Origin of the sequence: Paracoccus versutus, assembly GCF_000763885.1 — a bacterium.
GTDB classification, from domain to species: Bacteria; Pseudomonadota; Alphaproteobacteria; order Rhodobacterales; family Rhodobacteraceae; genus Paracoccus; species Paracoccus versutus.
In genome coordinates this window covers 1-15,551 of sequence record NZ_JRKO01000017.1, presented here as the reverse complement: position 1 = coordinate 15,551, position 15,551 = coordinate 1, and the positions used below count along the sequence as shown (strand labels likewise).

15 protein-coding genes and 1 tRNA gene are annotated in these 15,551 nt (G+C 68.4%); 13 read left to right on the top strand and 3 right to left on the bottom strand.

The window, feature by feature from the left end; genetic code table 11:
• Nucleotides 1-108 precede the first annotated feature (108 nt).
• The 5 genes from IT40_RS09165 (at nt 109) to IT40_RS09145 (ending at nt 6,377) form a co-directional block, all read left to right on the top strand.
• Nucleotides 109-1,185: a branched-chain amino acid ABC transporter permease gene (locus IT40_RS09165; RefSeq protein WP_036753573.1), complete on the top strand. Its 1,077-nt coding sequence runs from the start codon at nt 109-111 to the stop codon at nt 1,183-1,185.
• Nucleotides 1,186-1,230: 45 nt separating this feature from the next.
• Nucleotides 1,231-2,511 carry an ABC transporter substrate-binding protein gene (locus IT40_RS09160; protein ID WP_036753572.1) on the top strand — a complete coding sequence of 427 codons (1,281 nt, stop codon included), beginning with the start codon at nt 1,231-1,233 and terminating at the stop codon, nt 2,509-2,511.
• 61 nt (nt 2,512-2,572) lie between these two features.
• Nucleotides 2,573-3,397: an ABC transporter ATP-binding protein gene (locus tag IT40_RS09155; protein WP_036753571.1), complete on the top strand. Its 825-nt coding sequence runs from the start codon at nt 2,573-2,575 to the stop codon at nt 3,395-3,397.
• Nucleotides 3,398-3,415: 18 nt separating this feature from the next.
• Nucleotides 3,416-4,633, top strand: coding sequence for a phenylacetate--CoA ligase family protein (locus IT40_RS09150; protein ID WP_036753569.1), 1,218 nt, complete (start codon nt 3,416-3,418; stop codon nt 4,631-4,633).
• Nucleotides 4,634-4,661: 28 nt separating this feature from the next.
• Nucleotides 4,662-6,377 carry a peptidoglycan-binding domain-containing protein gene (locus IT40_RS09145; RefSeq protein WP_052095843.1) on the top strand — a complete coding sequence of 572 codons (1,716 nt, stop codon included), beginning with the start codon at nt 4,662-4,664 and terminating at the stop codon, nt 6,375-6,377.
• A 467-nt stretch (nt 6,378-6,844) separates the two neighbouring features.
• Here the strand turns inward: IT40_RS09145 and ykgO are convergent, their stop codons facing one another.
• Both ykgO and IT40_RS09135 read right to left on the bottom strand, forming a co-directional pair.
• On the bottom strand, nt 6,845-6,970 hold the full coding sequence (ykgO, locus tag IT40_RS09140; RefSeq protein WP_024842876.1) for a type B 50S ribosomal protein L36: 126 nt from the start codon (nt 6,968-6,970) through the stop codon (nt 6,845-6,847).
• Nucleotides 6,971-7,054: 84 nt separating this feature from the next.
• Nucleotides 7,055-7,129 (bottom strand) — tRNA-Val (locus tag IT40_RS09135).
• Nucleotides 7,130-7,312: 183 nt separating this feature from the next.
• On the opposite strand from IT40_RS09135, the gene IT40_RS09130 reads away from it, so the two are divergent.
• The 5 genes from IT40_RS09130 to IT40_RS09110 are packed head-to-tail and all read left to right on the top strand — an operon-like array spanning nt 7,313 to nt 10,447.
• Nucleotides 7,313-8,176, top strand: a complete 864-nt coding sequence (locus tag IT40_RS09130; RefSeq protein ID WP_036753566.1) for an N-formylglutamate amidohydrolase — start codon at nt 7,313-7,315, stop codon at nt 8,174-8,176.
• An 18-nt stretch (nt 8,177-8,194) separates the two neighbouring features.
• Nucleotides 8,195-9,082, top strand: a complete 888-nt coding sequence (locus IT40_RS09125; RefSeq protein ID WP_036753563.1) for an SPFH domain-containing protein — start codon at nt 8,195-8,197, stop codon at nt 9,080-9,082.
• Complete coding sequence (locus IT40_RS29995) at nt 9,079-9,351, top strand: NfeD family protein (protein WP_036753560.1); 273 nt, start codon at nt 9,079-9,081, stop codon at nt 9,349-9,351. The genes IT40_RS09125 and IT40_RS29995 overlap by 4 nt, the downstream gene beginning before the upstream one ends.
• 20 nt (nt 9,352-9,371) lie before the next feature.
• Nucleotides 9,372-9,767, top strand: coding sequence for an NUDIX hydrolase (locus tag IT40_RS09115; RefSeq protein WP_116171035.1), 396 nt, complete (start codon nt 9,372-9,374; stop codon nt 9,765-9,767).
• 50 nt (nt 9,768-9,817) lie between these two features.
• Complete coding sequence (locus tag IT40_RS09110) at nt 9,818-10,447, top strand: glutathione S-transferase family protein (RefSeq protein WP_036753557.1); 630 nt, start codon at nt 9,818-9,820, stop codon at nt 10,445-10,447.
• On the opposite strand, the gene pyrF is transcribed toward IT40_RS09110, so the two are convergent.
• On the bottom strand, nt 10,448-11,140 hold the full coding sequence (pyrF, locus tag IT40_RS09105; RefSeq protein WP_036753555.1) for an orotidine-5'-phosphate decarboxylase: 693 nt from the start codon (nt 11,138-11,140) through the stop codon (nt 10,448-10,450). It abuts the gene before it with no gap.
• Between the two features lie 155 nt (nt 11,141-11,295).
• Between pyrF and clpB the strand changes: the two genes are divergently transcribed.
• From clpB to IT40_RS09090, 3 genes are all read left to right on the top strand, one after another.
• The gene (clpB, locus tag IT40_RS09100; protein WP_036753552.1) at nt 11,296-13,923 is read left to right on the top strand and encodes an ATP-dependent chaperone ClpB; all 2,628 of its coding nucleotides are present in this window, start codon (nt 11,296-11,298) and stop codon (nt 13,921-13,923) included.
• 132 nt (nt 13,924-14,055) lie between these two features.
• Nucleotides 14,056-14,952 carry a protein-methionine-sulfoxide reductase catalytic subunit MsrP gene (gene msrP / locus IT40_RS09095; protein WP_036753549.1) on the top strand — a complete coding sequence of 299 codons (897 nt, stop codon included), beginning with the start codon at nt 14,056-14,058 and terminating at the stop codon, nt 14,950-14,952.
• The coding region (locus tag IT40_RS09090) for a protein-methionine-sulfoxide reductase heme-binding subunit MsrQ (RefSeq protein ID WP_036753791.1) at nt 14,952-15,551 on the top strand (600 nt) is incomplete at its 3' end. The genes msrP and IT40_RS09090, both read left to right, overlap by 1 nt.

The following is a 15,551-nucleotide window of genomic DNA, read 5'->3' as shown; positions in this document are numbered from 1 at the left end:
TGGACACGAAAGAAGCGCGGAATCTTGCGTTCTTCCGTGGAGAAATATCCCGCGGGGGCGTGGGGGCGCGAAGCCCCCACGGGCAAGGCGTGACGCTGGGAGGAACGGATGTTTTACCGCGAGGCGGGTGATTTCAAGACGAGCTATCGCGACGATGGCCAGACCTTTCCGATCCGGCTGGATCGCTGGGGCTATTACGCGATCCTGGCGGTGGCCTTCCTGGTCGTGCCCTTCGTCATCGACAGCTACTGGGCCAATGCGGTTCTGGTGCCCTTCCTGATCTATGCCATCGCCGCCATCGGGCTGAACATCCTGACCGGCTATGCCGGCCAGGTCAGCCTGGGCACCGGCGGTTTCATGGCGGTGGGCGCCTATGCGGTCTACAAGCTGATGACGAGCTTTCCGGGCGTGCCGATCGTCGTCCATATCGTCCTGGCGGGGGCGATCACCGCCGTCGTCGGCGTGCTTTTCGGCCTGCCCAGCCTGCGCATCAAGGGCTTCTACCTGGCCGTGGCGACGCTGGCCGCGCAGTTCTTCCTGGTCTGGCTCTTCAACAAGGTGCCGTGGTTCTACAACTATTCCGCCTCGGGCCAGATCAACGCGCCCGAGCGCACCATCCTGGGTTGGGCGGTGACCGGGCCCGCCACCACGGCCTCGGCGAAATACCTGATCTGCCTCGTCTTTGCCGTCGTGCTGGCCTGGGTCGCGCGCAACCTGACCCGCGGCAGCGTGGGGCGCAAGTGGATGGCGATCCGCGACATGGACATCGCGGCCGAGATCATCGGGGTGAACCCGCTGACCGCCAAGCTGTCGGCCTTCGCCGTCTCCAGCTTCTTCGTCGGCATCGCGGGGGCGCTGCTGTTCTCGGTCTACCTGGGTGCGGCCGAGGCCAGCGAGGCCTTCGGCATCAACAAGAGCTTCCTGGTGCTGTTCATGATCATCATCGGCGGGCTTGGCAGCATCTTCGGCAGCTTTGCCGGCGCGGCCTTCCTGGTGCTGCTGCCGGTGCTGCTGAAGAACGTGCTGGTGGCGCAGTTCGGCTGGCCCACCGACCTGGCCGCCCACATCGAGCTGATGATCGTCGGCGCGCTGATCGTGTTCTTCCTGATCGTCGAGCCGCATGGGCTGGCGCGGCTCTGGGCGCTGACGAAGGAAAAACTGCGGCTCTGGCCGTTCCCGCATTAACGACCGGACAACCGGCACAATCAAAACCTTGGGGAGGAGACCAAGATGAAACTGAAGCTTGCAACTGTCGCACTGGGCGCCGTCATGGCGGCGGCGCCGGCCATGGCCGACCTGGTGGTGCCCAACCTCAGCTATCGCACCGGGCCTTATGGTGCGAACGGCACGCAATATGCCGATGGGTTCAACGATTACTTCACGCTGCTCAACGAACGCGACGGCGGCATCGGCGGCGAGAAGATCCAGACCCCGGAATGCGAGACCGCCTATAACACCGAGAAGGGCGTCGAGTGCTACGAGGCGACCAAGGGCTCGGGCGCGCTGGTCTACAACCCGCTGTCCACCGGCATCACCTATCAGCTGATCCCCAAGGTCTCGGCCGACAAGATCCCGCTTTATACCCCCGGCTACGGCCGGACCTCGGCCAAGAACGGCAAGGTCTTCGAATGGGTGTTCAACGCGCCGGCGAACTATTGGGACGGCGCCAGCGTCGCCATCAAGTATCTGCTGGACCAGAACGGCGGCGACCTGAACGGCAAGAAGATCGCGCTGGTCTATCATAACTCGGCCTATGGCAAGGAGCCGATCCGCACCTTGCAGGAACTGTCCAAGAAGCACGGCTTCACCCTGACCGAACTGCCGGTCGACCCGCCCGGCCAGGAACAGAAAAGCCAGTGGCTGCAGATCCGCCGCGACAAGCCCGACTACGTGCTGATGTGGGGCTGGGGCGTGATGAACCAGACCGCCATCCAGGAAGCCGCCAACATCCGCTTCCCGATGGAGAATTTCATCGGCACCTACTGGTCGGGCTCGGAAGTGGACGTGAAGCCGGTGGGCGCCGGCGCCAACGGCTACAAGGCGCTGACCTTCCACGGCGTGGGCATGGACTATCCGATCTACGAGGACATGAAGAAACATGTCATCGATCCGGGCAAGGCCTCGCAGGGCGGGCAATATGTCGGCTCGGTGCTGTATTCGCGTGGCATGTATGCGGCGGTGGTGATCGCCGAGGCGATCGCGAAGGCGCAGGAGCTGGCCGGCACGGCGCAGATCAACGCTACGCAGCTGCGCGACGGGTTCGAGGCGCTGGACATCACGCCCGAACGGCTGGCCGAGCTGGGCCTGCCGGACTTCGGCCCCGAGATCAAGATGACCTGCGACAACCATGGCGGCAGCGGCATGGCGCGCTTGCAGCAATGGGATGCCTCGGCCGGCAAGTGGAGCCTGATCACCGATTTCACCGAGCCGGACCAGGAAGTGCTGGACCCGCTGATCCTCGAGGACAGCGAGGCCTATGCCAAGGAAGCCGGCATCTCGCCGCGCTGCTGAGCCGCTTTTCCCCGGCGGTCCGCCGCCGGGGGCCTTTCACCCGCGCCTGGAGGGAAAGTCCATGTTCGACGCCGCGCCGCAACGCGAGACCCTGCTCGAGGTCAACAATATCGAGGTGATCTACAATCACGTCATCCTGGTGCTGAAGGGCGTCAGCCTGTCGGTGCCCAAGGGCGGCATCACCGCGCTTCTGGGCGGCAATGGCGCGGGCAAGACCACGACGCTGAAGGCGATCTCGAACCTGCTGCATTCCGAGCGCGGCGAAGTCACCAAGGGCGCGATCAGCTATCGCGGCGAGCGGGTGCAGGAGCTGGACCCGGCCAGCCTGGTCAAGAAGGGCGTGATCCAGGTGATGGAGGGGCGCCATTGCTTCGAGCACCTGACCATCGAGGAGAACCTGCTGACCGGCGCCTATACCCGCGGCGACGGGCGCGCCGCCATCGCCCGCGACCTCGAGATGGTCTATTCCTATTTCCCCCGCCTCAAGGAGCGCCGGAAAAGCCAGGCCGGCTATACTTCGGGCGGCGAGCAGCAGATGTGCGCCATGGGCCGCGCGCTGATGTCGCGCCCCGAGATGATCCTGCTGGACGAGCCCTCGATGGGCCTGGCGCCGCAGCTGGTCGAGCAGATCTTCGAGATCGTCAAGGCGGTGAACGAGGGCGAGGGCGTGACCTTCCTCTTGGCCGAGCAGAACACCAATGTCGCGCTGCGCTATGCCCATTACGGCTATATCCTGGAAAGCGGCCGGGTGGTGATGGACGGGCCGGCGGATGCGCTGCGCGAGAACCCGGACGTCAAGGAATTCTATCTCGGCATGTCCGACCAGGGCCGCAAGAGCTTTCGCGACGTGCGGTCCTATCGCCGGCGCAAGCGCTGGCTGGCCTGAGGGCAGAAAGGCACCCCCATGACATTCTATGACAAGCTTGAAACCCGCAGCGCCGACGAGCGGGCCTCGTGGCTGGCGGCCGAATTGCCCGCCGCGGTCGCCCGCGCCCGCACGGCGCCGGGGCTGGCGCGCCTTCTGGGCGATGTCGAGCCCGAGCGGATCGCCACGCGCGAGGCGCTGGCCCGGCTGCCGGTGATCCGCAAGTCCGAACTCTCGGCCGCGCAGAAGGCGTCTCCGCCCTTCGGCGGCTTCACCACCCGGCCGGCGCCGGATTTCGAGAACGTCTTCCAGAGCCCCGGCCCGATCTATGAGCCGGGCCGGCGCGGCGACGACTGGTGGCGGCTGGGCCGCTTCCTGCATGCGGCGGGCGTGGGGCGGGGCGACATCGTCCACAATTGCTTCGGCTATCACCTGACCCCGGCGGGGATGATGTTCGAAAGTGCCGCCCGCGCGGTCGGTGCCGCGACCCTGCCGGCCGGCACCGGCCAGACCGAATTGCAGGTCCGCGCCGCCGTCGATATCGGCACCACCGTCTATGCCGGGACGCCGGATTACCTGAAGATCATGCTCGACAAGGCCGGGGAACTGGGCGAGCGGTTGCGCTTCACCCGCGCCGCCGTCTCGGGCGGGGCGCTGTTTCCCAGCCTGCGCCAGGCCTATGCGGATCGCGGCATCGCCACGACGCAATGCTATGCCACCGCCGACTTGGGCCTGATCGCCTATGAATCCCCCGCCATGGAGGGGATGATCGTGGACGAGCGGGTGATCGTCGAGATCGTCCGCCCCGGCACCGGCACCCCGGTCCCGGATGGCGAGGTGGGCGAGGTCGTCGTCACCACGCTGAACCCGGACTATCCGCTGTTGCGCTTTGCCACCGGGGATCTTTCCGCGGTGTTGCCGGGGGCCAGCCCCTGCGGGCGCACCAACATGCGCATCAAGGGCTGGATGGGCCGCGCCGACCAGACCACCAAGATCAAGGGCATGTTCGTGCGCCCCGAGCAGGTGGCGGCGCTGGTTGCCCGCCACCCGGAAATCTCACGCGCTCGTGTTGTCGCGGACCGGTCCGGGGACATGGATGTGATGACGGTGCTGCTGGAAACCGGGGCCGAGGATGCGGCAAGATACGAAGGAACGGTGTTGGATACACTGAAACTTCGCGGCCGGGTGGAACTGGTTGCGCCGGGCTCGCTGCCGAACGACGGCAAGGTGATCGAGGACCGACGCAGCTACGACTGATTCCGGCCCCCCGGAATGAGGTCGCCCGATGCGCATCGCCGTCGTCCTGCTTGCTGCCCTGGTCGGGGCCGTGCCCGCCTGGGCCGAGAATCGCGCCGTCATCATCGGCAATGCCGATTATCGCAGCGCCCCCGACCTGGCCGGCTCGGACACCATGGCCCTGGCGAAGGCGCTGCGCGAGGCGGGCTTCACCACCCAGCAGGGCGTCGACCTGGAGGCGCGGCCGCTGCGCCGGCTGCTCGAGGCGCTGGCCCGTGCCGATGCCGATCCCGGCGCGCACATCGTGGCGCTGAACGGCCGCTTCCTGCATGACGCGGACGAGACCTGGTTCATGGGCACCGATGCCGATGCGCCCGGCCCGGCGGCGGCCGGGGTGCAGGGCGTGCCGTTGTCGCTGGTGATGCGGCTGATGGCGGGGGGCGAGCCGGGCTCGGTGCTGATCCTGGGCACCGATGCGCAGCAGATGCCGCACCGGCCGGGGCTGGAAAACGGTATCGGCGCGCTTCGGCCGCCGGCCGGGGTCTCGGTCGTCACCGGCCCGCCCGAGGCCGGGGCCCGCGCCCTGGCCGGGCTGCTCGGCGGGGCGACGCTGGCCCAGGCCACCGCTGGCCGGGCACTTGCCCTGCTGCCCGAGGATGCGGGCAACCTGCGCCCGGTGCCATCCCGCAATACCGCCGATGCGCTGGCCGACGACCGCGATGCCTGGGCCGAAGCCGCGGTGGCGGACGGCGCCCCGGCCTACCGCGACTATCTGGCGCGCTATCCGCAGGGGATCTATGCCGCGGATGCGCGCGAACGGCTGGCGCAGATCGGCCGCGCGCCGGGTGTGCGCTATGCCGACCGTGCCGCCTGGAGCCAGGCCGTCGCGGCCGATACGGCCGCAGCCTATGCGACCTATCTGAAAGAGTTTCCCGTCGGACGCCATGCCGGCGCGGCGCGCAAGCGGCTGGCCGAATTGCGCCCCGCCCCGCCGGCAAGGCCCGCATCGCAACCCTCGCCGGCGGTGGCGGCCGAACAGGCGCTTTCGCTCGGCCCGGCCGGGCGCGCCGCCATCCAGCGCCAGCTGTCGCGGCTCGGCCGGCAGCCGGGCCCGGCCGACGGCGTCTTCGGCCCGCGCACGCGCCTGGCGATCGCGGCTTGGCAGCGCGCCAACGGGCTGACGGCGACCGGGCACCTGACCGGGCCGCAGGTGCGGATGCTCGCCGCCCAGGCGGAAGGCAGCGCGACCGATACCGCCGCCCAGGACCGCGCCTTCTGGCAGCAAAGCGGCGCGGCCGGCGAAGCCGAGGGGCTGCGCGCCTATCTCGACCGCTATCCCCAGGGCATCCATGCCGAAGCGGCCCGGCGCCAGCTGGCCAATGCCGGCCGCGACACCCCCCAGGGCGACGAGGCGACCTGGCGCTGGGCCCGCCGACAGGGCTCGGCCGCGGCCTACGAGACCTACCTGGAACGCTTCCCGGCCGGCACCCACGCGCCTGCCGCGCGCGACCGCCTGGCCACCCTGCGCGCCGGCATCGAGGCGGCGCGGCGCGAAGAGGCGGGGCTCGGCCTGGCCCCCTCGACCCGCCGCCTGATCGAAGAGCGGCTGCGCATCGCCGGCATGCAGCCGGGCCCGGCCGACGGCGAATTCACCGAGGAAACCCGCGCGGCGCTGCGCCGCTACCAAGCGGCGCGCAACCTGCGCGTCACCGGCTATGTCACCCGGCAGACGGTCTCGGGCCTGCTGGCGGATGTCCTGCGCTAGCCCCGGCGGGACGACGTCTCGGCGTCCTCTTCGTCATGCCTCTCAACGCGTGCCAAGCGCGCTGGCAGCGATGATCCCTTTCGGGTTTTTTCGTGCTGCTTGTGCCCTCGGCCGCCGCCATCGGCCAGGGCCGCGCCCTTGCGCATGCCGCCTCGCCCGGCTGGGCGCGCGACACACATGCCGCCTTCCCTGGACCATGGCTTGAAGCCTGCCGCGCCCCGGCACCCCGGCCGCGATTTGCGGGCTCGCCCTGGGCCAGGCCGCTGCGGCGATCCTGCTGGGCCGCTTCGTCTCGCCCGAATCCTCGCCGCGCGGCCCTGACGCGCTTCCGATTTTCTTCCGTGTGGAAATATCCACGGGGGTGTGGGGGCAGTCAGCCCCCACCTGCTGCGCACCAACCGCGCAATGCGAAAACGCCCGCGGCACGGGGCCTGCGGGCGTTCCTCAATTTGGCTGACCGCCGGTTCTCAGCCCTGGCGGGCCTTGAAGCGCGGATTGGTCTTGTTGATGATGTAGATGCGGCCCTTGCGGCGCACGACTTGGCAGTCACGGTGGCGGCTCTTGAGCGAGCGGAGCGAATTGCGAACCTTCATCGGTCTTCTCCTATCGCGGCGCATCGCTAGGTCGCGCCTTGAAAACGAAATACCCCCGAAAAAGCCTCGGGGGCGCGAAATGAATGGTGGGCGGTACTGGGATCGAACCAGTGGCCACTACGATGTCAACGTAGTGCTCTACCGCTGAGCTAACCGCCCCCCGTCAGGTGATTCTGCCGGCCTGCGCCGCCAGATCGCCTGGATCGGCGTGTCTATAGCCACCTCGCCCAGGGGTTTCAAGCCCTCAATCGACGGCTATTGGCCTTCCTCGAACATGGTTTATAAATCTTCCTGTCTCGACCGTCCAGAATGGCGCCCTCTGCGCCGCCGGGGAAAGCCAGGATGACCAGGGAAGAGCCGACTTTCGATCTGATGCGGCCGCGATCGTGGCTGGGCGGGGTGATCTTTGCCTCGCCGCATTCGGGCCGCGCCTATCCCGACTGGTTCCTGGCCGAATCGCGCCTGGACCCGCAGCAGCTGCGCTCGTCCGAGGATGCCTTCGTGGACCGGCTGATCCAGCCGGCGCTGGACCATGGCGCCGTGGTGCTGACCGCGCGGGTGCCGCGCTGCGTGGTGGACCTGAACCGCGGCCCCGAGGAAATCGACCCGCTGGTGGTCTCTGGTGCCACGCCGGCGGTCAGCAATCCGCGCATCATGGCGGGGCTGGGGGTGATTCCCCGCGTCGTCTCGCAGGGGCGCGCCATCCACGACCGGCCGATCCCGCGAGCCGAGGCCGAAAGCCGCATCGCCCGGCTGTGGCATCCCTATCACCGCGCGCTTTCGGCGCTGATCGGCGAGGCGGTGGCGCAGTTCGGCGGCGCCATCCTGATCGACATGCATTCCATGCCGCGCGATGCGCTGACCCACCTGCCGCGCCCGCGCCCCGACATGGTGCTGGGCGACCGCAACGGGGTCTCGGCCGCGCCGCGGATCAGCGCCGGCGTGGCCGAGGCGGTGGCGGCCGAGGGTTTCCGGCTGCGGCGCAACTCGCCCTTTTCCGGCGCCTATATCACCCAGACCTATGGCCGGCCGCGCAACAATGTCCATGTCGTGCAGCTGGAACTGGACCGCTCGCTCTACATGGACGAGGGCCGGATCGAGCCGCGCCCGGACTTCGAGCTGTTCCGCGCCCGTTTCGCCCGCGTCGTCGCCCGGCTGGCGCGGCTGCGCCCGGATGCCAGCGACGCGGCCTTCGCCGCCGAGTGACCAAGGAAAGGAAATGCGATGCCGCCCGAAATCGCCGAGATGATCGGCCAGAACATCGCCCTGATCGTGCTGGCGCTGGTGATCCTGTTCGCCGTCAGCCGCGCCGTCCGCATCGTTCCCCAATCCGAGAAATACGTCGTCGAGCGCTTCGGCCGGCTGCATGCGGTGCTGGGGCCGGGGATCAATTTCATCGTCCCCTTCCTTGACCGGGTGGCGCATCGGATCTCCATCCTGGAACGCCAGCTGCCGACCTCGCGCCAGGATGCGATCACGGCGGACAACGTGCTGGTGCAGGTGGAAACCAGCGTCTTCTATCGCATCATCGAGCCGGAAAAGACCGTCTATCGCATCCGCGACGTGGATGCGGCGATCACCACCACGGTGGCGGGGATCGTGCGCTCGGAAATCGGCACGATGGAACTGGACCAGGTGCAGTCGAACCGGGCCCCCCTGATCGAGCGCATCCGCGAATCGCTGGCCAATATCGTCGACGACTGGGGCATCGAGGTGACGCGGGCCGAGATCCTGGACGTCAACCTGGACGAGGCGACGCGGGCCGCCATGCTGCAACAGCTGAACGCCGAACGCGCCCGCCGCGCCCAGGTGACCGAGGCCGAGGGCCGCCGCCGTGCCGTGGAGCTGGCGGCCGACGGCGACCTTTACGCCGCCGAGCAGCAGGCCAAGGCCAAGCGCATGCTGGCCGATGCCGAGGCCTATGCCACCGCGGCCATCGCCACCGCGATCCGCGAGGGCGGGATCGAGGCGGCGCAATACCAGGTCGCCATGCGCCAGGTCGAAGTGCTGGCCGAGGTCGGCAAGGGCCAGGGCAAGCAGACGGTGATCGTCCCGGCCTCGGCCGTCGAGGCGCTTGGCGATGCCTTCCGCATGCTGCGGGGTGGCAAATGAGCTGGGCGAACGGCTGGATCTGGATCATCGCGGCGCTGATCCTGGCGGCGGTGGAGCTGGCGCTGCCGGGCTGGTTCTTCCTGGGCCTGGCCGGCGCGGTGCTGCTGATGGGGCTGGCGCTGCTTCTGGGCCTGTGGCCGGGCGGGCTGCCGATGGCGCTGGTGGTCGCGGCGGTGCTGACCGGCGTGATCTGGCTGGCGTTGCGGCGCATCTTCGGCGCCAAGCGGGGCGAGGTGCGGCGCTGGACCCGCGACATCAACGACAACTAGGCTTTGTCGGTGCCAAGCTGGTGCTGACCCATGGCGCGGGCCTTTTGACCTGCCTGCGCGACGATTACGACTGGATCCCCTTTCCGGCGCATTGGGACCTGCCCGGCGGCGGGGCCGAGCCGGGCGAGACGCCGGTCGAATGCGCCCTGCGCGAACTGGACGAGGAATTCGGGCTGCGTCTGCCGGAAGGGCGGCTGGCGGGGCGGGCCTTTCCCTCGGTCCTGGACCCTGGCCGCCTGTCCTGGCTGTTTCGCGGCACCATCACCGCGGCCGAGATCGCGGCGATCCGCTTTGGCGACGAGGGGCAGGAATGGCGCATGATGCCGGTTGCCGAATTCGTCGCCCATCCGCGCGCCGTGCCGCATTTTCGCGACCGCGTGCGGCTGGTCCTTGTCGGCGCGGGCTGCGGGATTTGAGAATCGCCCCGCGGCGTGCATGATCGGCCCATCGCAGCAAGGAGGCATCCATGTCCCGCATGCAGCTTTATCGTCGCAACGGCTGGGGCTCGGCCATCGTCGAGGCCCAGCTGGCGCATTACGGGCTGAAGGCCGAGGGGATCGAGGTCGCGGACCTGTTCCTGGACCCGGCCGCCAGGCGCGAACTGATGCGGATCAGCCCGGCAGGGCAGATCCCGGTGCTGATCCTGCCCGACGGCCGGGTCATGTCGGAAAGCGCGGCGATCACGCTGCACCTGGCCGACATGACCGAAAGGGACGATCTGGTGCCCGAGGCCGGGGCCGCCGAGCGGCCGCGCTTCCTGCGCTGGCTGATCTTCCTGGTGGCGCAGGTCTATCCCTGTTTCACCTTTGGCGACGATCCGGCGCGGTTCCTGACCGACCCGGCGGCGCAGAAGGAGCTGGGCGAGGCCACCACGGCGCGGTTGCAGGAGCTTTGGACCGCGGTGGAGGGCGTGGTGGGCGCGCCCTGGTTTCTGGGCGAGCGGTTCTCGGCGCTGGACATCTACTTGGCGGCGATGACCAACTGGAAGCCCGGCCCGGAATGGTTCGAGCGCCATGCGCCCAAGGTCTGGTCCATCGCCCGCGCCACGGCGGCGCGGGAGGATCTGGCGCCGGTCATGCAGCGCAATTTCGGCTGATTACGCCCCGGCCAGTTCCGCCTGGATCGCCTGCGCCGCGGCGCGCGGGTCGGCCGCCTGCCAGATCGGCCGGCCGACGACGATATGGTCGGCGCCTTGGGCGATGGCGGTGGCCGGCGTCTCGATCCGCTTCTGGTCGCCGGCATCGCTGCCGGCCGGGCGCACGCCGGGGGTGACGATCAGCCGGCCCGCCGCCTCGGGCAGGGCGCGGATCAGCGCTGCCTCGCGCGGGCTGGCGATGACGCCGTCCGCCCCGGCCTCGAAGGCGCGGGCGGCGCGGGTCGCCACGATCTCGGCCAGGTCGCCCGGCACGATCAGCCCGGCATCCAGGTCGGCGCGGTCCAGCGAGGTCAGGATGGTCACGGCCAGGATCTTCAGCCCCGAGCCGCTTGCCCCCTGTTTCGCCGCCCTGACCACATGCGGGTCGCCATGCACGGTCAGGAAATCCAGGTCGTATTGCGCGATGCCTTTCACCGCCGCCTCGACCGTGGCGCCGATGTCGAAGAACTTCATGTCCAGGAAGATGCGCTTGCCGTGTTCCTGCTTCAGCTCGTTGGCGAGCGCGAGGCCGCCGCCGGTCAGCATGCCCAGGCCGATCTTGTAGAAGCTGGCGGCATCGCCGATCCTTTCGGCCAGTTCCAGCCCGGCCAGCGCGTTCGGCACGTCCAGCGCCACGATCAGACGGTCGTCCATGTTTTCCCTCGGCCCCTGCGACAAACGGGCCGCTTATAGGCGGGAACCCTCTGTCTTGAAACCCCGTTTGTTCCTGCCCATGTGACTGGCAAGACCCGAGCCGGATCGTGCCAATGCGGGCGATCCAAAGCGGGGGCTGAGGAAAGGATTTTCATATGGATATGGAAAAGTTCACGGAACGGTCGCGGGGCTTCCTGCAAGCGGCGCAGACCATCGCCATCCGCGAGGAAAACCAGCGCGTGATGCCCGAACATCTGCTCAAGGCGCTGATGGACGACGAGCAGGGCTTTGCCAGCAACCTGATCGCGCGGGCCGGGGGCGATGCCCAGGCCGTGCGCCAGGCCGTCGACCAGGCGGTGGCGAAACAGCCCAAGGTCAGTGGCGGGCAGGGGCAGGTCTATGTCGACCCCTCGCTGGTGCGCGTGCTGGACGAGGCCGAGAAGCTGGCCAAGAAGGCCGGCGACAGTTTCGTCCCGGCCGAGCGGGTGCTGACCGCGCTGGCCGTCGTCAACACCAATGCGCGCGACGCGCTGGCGGCCGGCAAGGTGACGGCCCAGGGGCTGAATTCGGCGATCAACGATATCCGCAAGGGGCGCACGGCCGACACCGCCAGCGCCGAGGACAGCTACGAGGCGCTGTCGAAATACGCCCGCAACCTGACCGAGGCCGCGGCCGAGGGCAAGATCGACCCGATCATCGGCCGGGACGAGGAAATCCGCCGCGCCATGCAGGTGCTGTCGCGGCGCACCAAGAACAACCCGGTGCTGATCGGCGAGCCCGGCGTGGGCAAGACCGCCATCGCCGAGGGGCTGGCGCTGCGCATCGTCGATGGCGACGTGCCCGAATCGCTGCGCAACAAGCAGCTTTGGGCGCTGGACATGGGCGCGCTGATCGCCGGCGCGAAATACCGCGGCGAGTTCGAGGAGCGGCTGAAATCCGTCCTGAAGGAGATCGAGAACGCCGCCGGCGAGGTCGTGCTGTTCATCGACGAGCTGCACGTTCTGGTCGGCGCCGGCAAGACCGACGGCGCCATGGATGCCGCGAACCTGATCAAGCCGGCGCTGGCGCGGGGCGAGTTGCATTGCGTCGGCGCGACCACGCTGGACGAATACCGCAAGTATATTGAAAAGGATGCGGCCCTGGCCCGGCGCTTCCAGCCGGTCATGGTCGAGGAGCCGACGGTCGAGGACACCATCAGCATCCTGCGCGGCATCAAGGAGAAATATGAGCTGCACCACGGCGTCCGTATCTCGGACGCTGCGTTGGTGGCTGCTGCGACGCTGTCGCATCGCTACATCACCGACCGCTTCCTGCCCGACAAGGCCATCGACCTGGTGGACGAGGCCGCGAGCCGGCTGCGCATGGAGGTGGACAGCAAGCCCGAAGAGCTGGACCAGCTGGACCGGCAGATCCTGCAGATGCAGATCGAGGCCGAGGCGCTGAAGAAGGAAGACGACGCCGCCTCCAAGGACCGGCTGGAGAAGCTGGAAAAGCAGCTGTCGGAATTGCAGGAGAAATCCGCCTCGCTGACCGCCCGCTGGCAGGCCGAACGCGACAAGCTGGAAGGCTCGCGCACGCTGAAGGAGCAGCTTGACCGCGCCCGCGCCGAACTGGACCAGGCCAAGCGCGAGGGCAACCTGGCCCGCGCCGGCGAGCTGAGCTATGGCATCATCCCCGGACTCGAGCGGCAGCTGGCCGAGGCAGAGGGCCATAACGACGGCCTGCTGGTCGAGGAGACCGTCCGCCCCGAGCAGATCGCCGAGGTGGTGGAACGCTGGACCGGCATCCCCACCAGCAAGATGCTGGAGGGCGAGCGCGAGAAGCTGTTGAAGATGGAGGACGTGCTGGGCCGCCGCGTCATCGGCCAGTCCGAGGCGGTGACGGCCGTGTCGAACGCCGTGCGGCGGGCGCGGGCGGGGCTGAACGACCCCAAGCGGCCCCTGGGCAGCTTCCTCTTCCTCGGCCCGACCGGCGTCGGCAAGACCGAGCTGACCAAGGCCATCGCCGAATACCTGTTCGACGACGACTCGGCCATGGTCCGCATCGACATGTCCGAGTTCATGGAGAAGCATTCGGTCGCGCGGCTGATCGGCGCGCCCCCCGGCTATGTCGGCTATGACGAGGGCGGCGTGCTGACCGAGGCGGTGCGGCGCCGCCCCTATCAGGTGATCCTGTTCGACGAGGTCGAAAAGGCGCACCCGGACGTGTTCAACGTGCTGCTGCAGGTTCTGGACGACGGCCAGCTGACCGACGGCCAGGGCCGGACGGTGGACTTCAAGCAGACGCTGATCGTGCTGACCTCGAACCTCGGGGCGCAGGCGCTGTCGGCCCTGCCGGAAGGCGCCGATTCGGGCCAGGCGCGGACGCAGGTGATGGACGCGGTCCGGGCGCATTTCCGGCCCGAGTTCCTGAACCGGCTGGACGAGATCGTCATCTTCCACCGGCTGACGCGCGAGAACATGGACGCCATCGTCCGCATCCAGCTTGCGCAGCTGGAGGGTCGGCTGGCCCAGCACAAGATCGGGCTGGACCTGGACGAGGCGGCGCTGAAATGGCTGGCCGACGAAGGCTATGACCCGGTCTTCGGCGCCCGGCCGCTGAAGCGGGTGATGCAGCGCAGCCTGCAAAACCCCCTGGCCGAGATGATCCTGGCCGGCGAGGTTCTGGACGGCCATACCGTCCATGTCACCGCCGGGCCCGAGGGGCTGGTCGTCGGCAACCGCGTCTCCTCGGCCCACCTGGGCTCGGCGGATGAAAGCGGGCCGCGGGTGCCGCTGCACTGAGACGCGAAAGGGGCGGATGCGCGGCATCCGCCCCTTTTTCCTGCCCGGCGCTCGCGCGGAAATCACGCCGAGTTTCATCGGCATCCTGCGCGCCGGGTGGCATGATATGCGGGCGACAGGGAGAGAAGCGCCATGAAGCTGAAATGGTCCGATGTGACGCCCGAGGCGGATTACCTGAACCGCCGCGCCTTTCTGGCCGCGGGCATCGCGGCGCTGGCGACGCCCGCCCTGGGGCTGCAGGGGCGGCCTTCGGCCTTCTCGACCGACGAGACGCCGAACAGCCTGGAGGACATCGCGCATTACAACAACTTCTACGAATTCGGCACCGGCAAGAGCGATCCGGCGCAATATTCCGGCAGCCTGAAGACCTCGCCCTGGTCGGTGGCGGTCGACGGCATGGTGGACCGGCCCGGCAGCTACGGCGTCGAGGATCTGGCCCCGGAATCGGCGCTGGAAGAGCGCATCTATCGCCTGCGCTGCGTCGAGGCCTGGTCCATGGTCATCCCCTGGCTGGGCGTGCCGCTGGCGGCGGTGCTGGACAAGGTGGGCGTGCAGCCCGGCGCGAAATTCGTCGCCTTCCGCACCCTGCACGACCCCGAGCAGATGCCCGGCCAGCGCGCCCGCATCCTCGACTGGCCCTATCGCGAGGGGCTGCGGCTGGACGAGGCCATGCACCCGCTGACCATCCTGGCGACCGGGCTTTACGGGCGCGTGCTGCCCAACCAGAACGGTGCGCCGATCCGGCTGGTGGTGCCGTGGAAATACGGCTTCAAGTCGATCAAGTCGGTGGTGGCGATCACCGTGACCGATACGCAGCCGCCCTGCAGCTGGCAGATGATGCAGCCCGGCGAATACGGGTTCTATGCCAATGTGAACCCGCAGGTGGACCACCCGCGCTGGTCGCAGGCCACCGAAAGGCGGATCGGCCGCGGTCTTTTCGGCGGCCGGCAGGATACGCTGATGTTCAACGGCTATGGCGAACAGGTGGCCGGGCTCTACGCGGGCATGGACCTGGCAAAGCATTACTGATGGTGCAGCACCTTAATCGCTGGCTGCGGCATGTCCCGGTCTGGGCAGTCTGGCTGGCGGGGCTGATCCCGCTGGGCCTGCTGGTCTGGGACACGCTCCAGGGCAATCTGGGCGTCGATCCGGTGCGCGACATCGAGCACCGCCTGGGCCGCACCGCGATCTATTTCCTGCTGACGACCCTGGCGGTGACGCCGCTGCTGCGGCTGACCCGGCTGAACCTGATGCGCTTTCGCCAGGCGCTTGGGCTGATCTGCTTTGCCTATGTCGCCTGCCACCTGGCGGCCTGGGTGGTCTTCGACATGGCCTTCCTCTGGGCGCAGATGCTCAGGGACGTGGTGAAGCGGCCCTATCTGGTCTTCGGCATGCTGGCCTTCGTCATGCTGCTGGCGCTGGCGGTGACGTCGAACCGATTCTCGATCCGCCGCATGGGCGCGCGCTGGCGGCAATTGCACCGGCTGATCTATCCGGCGGCGATTCTGGCGGCGGTGCATTGGCTCTGGGCGCTGAAGGTGTGGGACTCCTGGCCTTTGTTGTTATTTGGTTTGATTCTCGTGTTTTTGTTCCTGCGTTTGCTGGGGAAAGGGGGGCTGGTTTGGGGG

Coding starts and splice junctions, on each gene's coding strand:
- ykgO (WP_024842876.1), bottom strand. CDS start 6,970: ATGAAGGTTCGCAATTCGCTCCGCTCGCTCAAGAGCCGCCACCGTGAC.
- IT40_RS09125 (WP_036753563.1), top strand. CDS start 8,195: ATGCCGCCCGAAATCGCCGAGATGATCGGCCAGAACATCGCCCTGATC.
- IT40_RS09165 (WP_036753573.1), top strand. CDS start 109: ATGTTTTACCGCGAGGCGGGTGATTTCAAGACGAGCTATCGCGACGAT.
- IT40_RS09110 (WP_036753557.1), top strand. CDS start 9,818: ATGTCCCGCATGCAGCTTTATCGTCGCAACGGCTGGGGCTCGGCCATC.
- msrP (WP_036753549.1), top strand. CDS start 14,056: ATGAAGCTGAAATGGTCCGATGTGACGCCCGAGGCGGATTACCTGAAC.
- clpB (WP_036753552.1), top strand. CDS start 11,296: ATGGATATGGAAAAGTTCACGGAACGGTCGCGGGGCTTCCTGCAAGCG.
- IT40_RS09145 (WP_052095843.1), top strand. CDS start 4,662: ATGCGCATCGCCGTCGTCCTGCTTGCTGCCCTGGTCGGGGCCGTGCCC.
- IT40_RS09150 (WP_036753569.1), top strand. CDS start 3,416: ATGACATTCTATGACAAGCTTGAAACCCGCAGCGCCGACGAGCGGGCC.
- pyrF (WP_036753555.1), bottom strand. CDS start 11,140: ATGGACGACCGTCTGATCGTGGCGCTGGACGTGCCGAACGCGCTGGCC.
- IT40_RS29995 (WP_036753560.1), top strand. CDS start 9,079: ATGAGCTGGGCGAACGGCTGGATCTGGATCATCGCGGCGCTGATCCTG.
- IT40_RS09160 (WP_036753572.1), top strand. CDS start 1,231: ATGAAACTGAAGCTTGCAACTGTCGCACTGGGCGCCGTCATGGCGGCG.
- IT40_RS09155 (WP_036753571.1), top strand. CDS start 2,573: ATGTTCGACGCCGCGCCGCAACGCGAGACCCTGCTCGAGGTCAACAAT.
- IT40_RS09130 (WP_036753566.1), top strand. CDS start 7,313: ATGACCAGGGAAGAGCCGACTTTCGATCTGATGCGGCCGCGATCGTGG.